We start from the raw sequence: 3,612 nt of genomic DNA, 5'->3' as shown, positions 1-3,612 counted from the left end.
GCAGGCGAGTTGATCGGAACGCTTTGGACGCGCGCGGCGGCCTCCGCACACGCCGAACTGACCTCGCTTCGCGATGACGTCGAAGCGCGTCGCGCCGAGGCGGAGCAAAAGATCGTCGCCGCGCGCGAGGAACTCGGTCGGACCGAGACGGCGCTGGAGCAACGCACCGCGGCATTGCAGGCGGCGCAGGTCGAAATTCGGGAGTTGGAGCGGCAGCAGGCGCACGAGGCGGCCGCGCGCCAAGCACTTGAGGCACAGGTCAAGCGTCTTGGCGAGGAGGTCGTCGCGCGCGAGCGTGATCTTGACAAGGTACGCGACACCTTCTCACGTGATCTGGAAAAACTCCGGGAAACGGCTGATCGTGCGGAGGAGCGCTTACGCGCCTCGGAAAAGCGTGCGCTCTTGGAAATCGATCGCGAACGCGGTGCAGTGATCAAAGCGCAGAAAGAATTGGCCGAAGCCGCCAAACGCGCAGAAAAGCGGGATGCCGAACATCGTCGAACAGTCGAGGCGCTGCAAGCGCAGCAGGGCGACGCTCGTCAACAGATCGGAGTGTTGCAGGGCAAGCTCGCCGCGCTCGAAGACGCATACATCTCACTCCAGGAGCAGTTGAAATCCCCACGCGCAACGACGCGTCCCTCAGCGCGACGCGCGCCCACAGCCGAATCCCGTCCGCCGGCAAGGCGAGCAGCCCGAAAGGCAGCTGTTGGCAAGACGGCGAGAGCGAAAGATCGCGCGTAGATAATGACCGGGTGGCGCCGGCGAGTGGCGCAGTCCACGGCCCCCCGTCGCGCCGACGGTCAAAAGGAGCAAACAGGTGAGAAGATCGGCAGAGAATAAATTGAGGGTCGTTGCGGTGCGCATCGACCCCGTCATCGAACAGCGATTGCGTGTGCTGGCAGAGGCAGCGGGACGAAAGCAGTCGTTCTTTCTGCAGCGAATAATCGAGGAAGGCATTGATGCGATGGAAGAAATCTGGTTGTCGCCGGACATGCTGACAAAGGTTCGAAACGGTGATTTGCCAGAGCTGCTAGCCGGACACAGCACAACGTCAGATCTGTTCGACCTAGATGCGAACGCCGATTCGTAGCAGCGGCGGTAGTCTGTTTTCACGACCGATCACGCAGATCGCGTTCATTTCAATAGTGAGGTAGGAATTCAATGAACAAGCAGGAACTGATCGACGCAGTTGCATCGGAGGCGGGTACAAGCAAGAGCGCCGCTGAAGAGGCGATCAATGCCGTCTTGAACACCATCTCGAAGGAGGTGGCGGCAGGAAACGCCGTTCAACTCGTCGGTTTTGGCACATTCGGAAGGGGCGAGCGGGCAGCACGGACGGGTCGAAACCCCGCGACTGGCGAAGCGATGGAAATCGCGGCAGCGAAAACCGTCAAGTTCTCGGCGGGCAAGGCATTTAAGGACGTCGTCAACCAGGCGTGAAGACAGCGAGAACCGAATGCGCACAAGGCGGCGGACCTTCCAGTTACCGCCGCTGGTGAGCCAGTGATACTCGGTCAGAAAAGCTGAGTCTCGAGGGGCACCAGATTCACCCACTTCACCGCTGTGCGGCGCTCTTGTCCGTCCGGGTGAATCGAACGAATCATCACGCGTTGCCCGCGCGCTTCACCCATCACCTCGGCAATGCGGTCCTGGTAACGCACCAAGGTGCCGCGCGCCGGCTTGCGCTTAAGTTTCGTGCGACGAGTTGAAGCGGGCATATCTTGGCGAATGGCCATGCGATGATGTGCGATTATGCCTGTCGTCACGCAAGCGCGGACGTTTCGCCTCCTCATCCCTGTGAAAAGACACCATGCGTCGCATTGCAGTCCAGACCTCGCTGATCCATGCTCGAGGCGTTTTCGCGCTCACGATAGTCGACTCGGGTGATCCGATCATCGAGAATAAGGGTGAGATCATCACGGCAAAGGAGGCACAGCGCCGGGTCGCCCGGACGACCGCCGAGGATGGGCACACATTCTCTTCAATCTGGACGACGGTCGCATGTTCGACGGAGCCCAAGGTGGCAACTCGGCACGCTGGATCAATCATAGCTGCGCGCCCAATTGCGAAGCCAGGCAGCAGGGCGATCGGATCTTCATCCACGCAACGCGCAAGTTCGAAGAGGGCGCAGAGATCTTGATTGACTACCAGCTTGACGTCGAAGGGCGCAGAACAGCGGCACTGAGACGGATGTACGCGTGTCGCTGCGGCGCTCGCCGATGTCGAGGAACGATGCTGGAGTCCCGTCGGTAGGGTTCGGTTGCTACCGAACCATGACGTGGCGGCGAGAACAACCAAGACTGCTTGGTGGCAGCTTCCTTGAAGCGGTAAAATCGATTAGCCTTGAACGCTCTTCATGGACCTTCCTGAGCGCGACGATGATGCAGCAGACCATGCAGCAACTCGATATATTCGCCGACAGCCGTGACGTGGCAATGCGCAATGACGTGGTGGAGCAGTTGCAGCGTCGCAACGCGGCGGACGCACGAAAGACACTGATGCTGCTTGCCTGCGAGTACGCGACCGACAGCGCGCTACCTGCGATGACCGTGCTTGTCCGAGAACTCGAGAACGCATCAACGCTTCCCGTGACCGACCACGCCGAGTTGGCCGCGCTCCTCCGTCGCTTGGAGAATGAGGTGGCACCCGCTGCCCGGCAGGTGCTGCCTGAGCACGACGCTCGATCGTGGTTGGCTCCGTGCTGGCGCGCGCTTGCCCAGCGCGCCGCAGCGCTGACGTATTGTGGAATCCACATTGACAGTCACGCGGCACCCCTGTGGCTTCGCGCCGGCGAATGGTCCGCGGCAAGCGATGCGATTGACACGATTGAGTCTTGGTGGCGCATTCCATCACCGCTCGCATGGATGACCGAGGCGCGCTATCGGGCGGCCGGAGTAGACGCAGCGTGGCCGCTACTCGCGGAATTGGCGTGGTTAGCGCCGCACCAGTTCGCCGCGCTTCTCGTCGCGCTGGGAGACACCGCACTCGACAAGCTGCGCCGACGCTTCGATGCGAAGTTCCTTGGCACAGGCGAAACCGAAGATTATGCGTGGTTCCCGGCGTTCCTGCTGGTCATCAAACCAGCGCTTGCGGGCAGGCTGGGCGAGGCGCGCCTGCAACGCGACCTGCCGGCATCACGTGCGACCTCGTTGCTCGGGGAGATTCTGCGGCGGGAACATGAAGGCGGCCAGCAGGAACTGATCGCCCTTCGTCAACAACTCGGTCGCTTGCACGCGGGCCTGTTTGACGTGTACATGACGACACGGAAAGTGCATCATCAATGATTCAGGCTGCGGTCCCGGCCTCACTTTCGAACGGTTGCTGCGGATTGCTTCTTGGAGGGGAACACGAACGCGTGCGGAGATGCTGTCGCCACTGCTGACGCGTCGTGCTCGATCACTTTCGAGTTTTGAGGACCTTTAGCACCAGCTGAAACAGGCGAATGCGGCGCGGCGTACCCCGCCACCGAACTTCGGTCGGGCTGATTCAACGATTCAATCAGTGCGCGAATCCTCGTAGTCTGAGATTGACCCGAGAAAACGGACACCTATCCTTTGGATAAGGGGGTGCCAAAATGGGCAAGCATCGAGCACCGTACCCGGCGGAGTTCCG

6 protein-coding genes are annotated in these 3,612 nt (G+C 61.0%); 5 read left to right on the top strand and 1 reads right to left on the bottom strand.

Translation table 11 applies throughout. The annotated features are described in order from the left end of the window. From AWB67_RS35070 to AWB67_RS35060, 3 genes are all read left to right on the top strand, one after another. Window positions 1-741: ATPase (locus tag AWB67_RS35070; RefSeq protein WP_087660506.1), on the top strand; the 741-nt coding region annotated here is incomplete at its 5' end. 76 nt (window positions 742-817) lie between these two features. Continuing rightward, window positions 818-1,090, top strand: a complete 273-nt coding sequence (locus AWB67_RS35065) for a YlcI/YnfO family protein (protein ID WP_087660504.1) — start codon at window positions 818-820, stop codon at window positions 1,088-1,090. A gap of 71 nt (window positions 1,091-1,161) precedes the next feature. After that, window positions 1,162-1,440 (top strand): HU family DNA-binding protein, encoded by a 279-nt coding sequence (locus AWB67_RS35060; RefSeq protein ID WP_087660503.1) that lies wholly within the window; start codon window positions 1,162-1,164, stop codon window positions 1,438-1,440. A 74-nt stretch (window positions 1,441-1,514) separates the two neighbouring features. Here the strand turns inward: AWB67_RS35060 and AWB67_RS35055 are convergent, their stop codons facing one another. Further along, window positions 1,515-1,736, bottom strand: coding sequence for a hypothetical protein (locus AWB67_RS35055; RefSeq protein WP_235025538.1), 222 nt, complete (start codon window positions 1,734-1,736; stop codon window positions 1,515-1,517). Window positions 1,737-2,001: 265 nt separating this feature from the next. On the opposite strand from AWB67_RS35055, the gene AWB67_RS43270 reads away from it, so the two are divergent. Beyond that, the gene (locus AWB67_RS43270) at window positions 2,002-2,253 is read left to right on the top strand and encodes an SET domain-containing protein (protein WP_327367062.1); all 252 of its coding nucleotides are present in this window, start codon (window positions 2,002-2,004) and stop codon (window positions 2,251-2,253) included. Between the two features lie 125 nt (window positions 2,254-2,378). Further along, window positions 2,379-3,284 carry a hypothetical protein gene (locus tag AWB67_RS35045; protein ID WP_087660502.1) on the top strand — a complete coding sequence of 302 codons (906 nt, stop codon included), beginning with the start codon at window positions 2,379-2,381 and terminating at the stop codon, window positions 3,282-3,284. The last annotated feature ends 328 nt before the right edge of the window (window positions 3,285-3,612 follow it).

Origin of the sequence: Caballeronia terrestris, from assembly GCF_001544515.1 — a bacterium.
GTDB lineage: Bacteria > Pseudomonadota > Gammaproteobacteria > Burkholderiales > Burkholderiaceae > Caballeronia > Caballeronia terrestris.
This window is presented reverse-complemented; position numbering and strand designations above follow the sequence as displayed.

Coding starts and splice junctions, on each gene's coding strand:
- AWB67_RS35060 (WP_087660503.1), top strand. CDS start 1,162: ATGAACAAGCAGGAACTGATCGACGCAGTTGCATCGGAGGCGGGTACA.
- AWB67_RS35055 (WP_235025538.1), bottom strand. CDS start 1,736: ATGGCCATTCGCCAAGATATGCCCGCTTCAACTCGTCGCACGAAACTT.
- AWB67_RS43270 (WP_327367062.1), top strand. CDS start 2,002: ATGTTCGACGGAGCCCAAGGTGGCAACTCGGCACGCTGGATCAATCAT.
- AWB67_RS35045 (WP_087660502.1), top strand. CDS start 2,379: ATGATGCAGCAGACCATGCAGCAACTCGATATATTCGCCGACAGCCGT.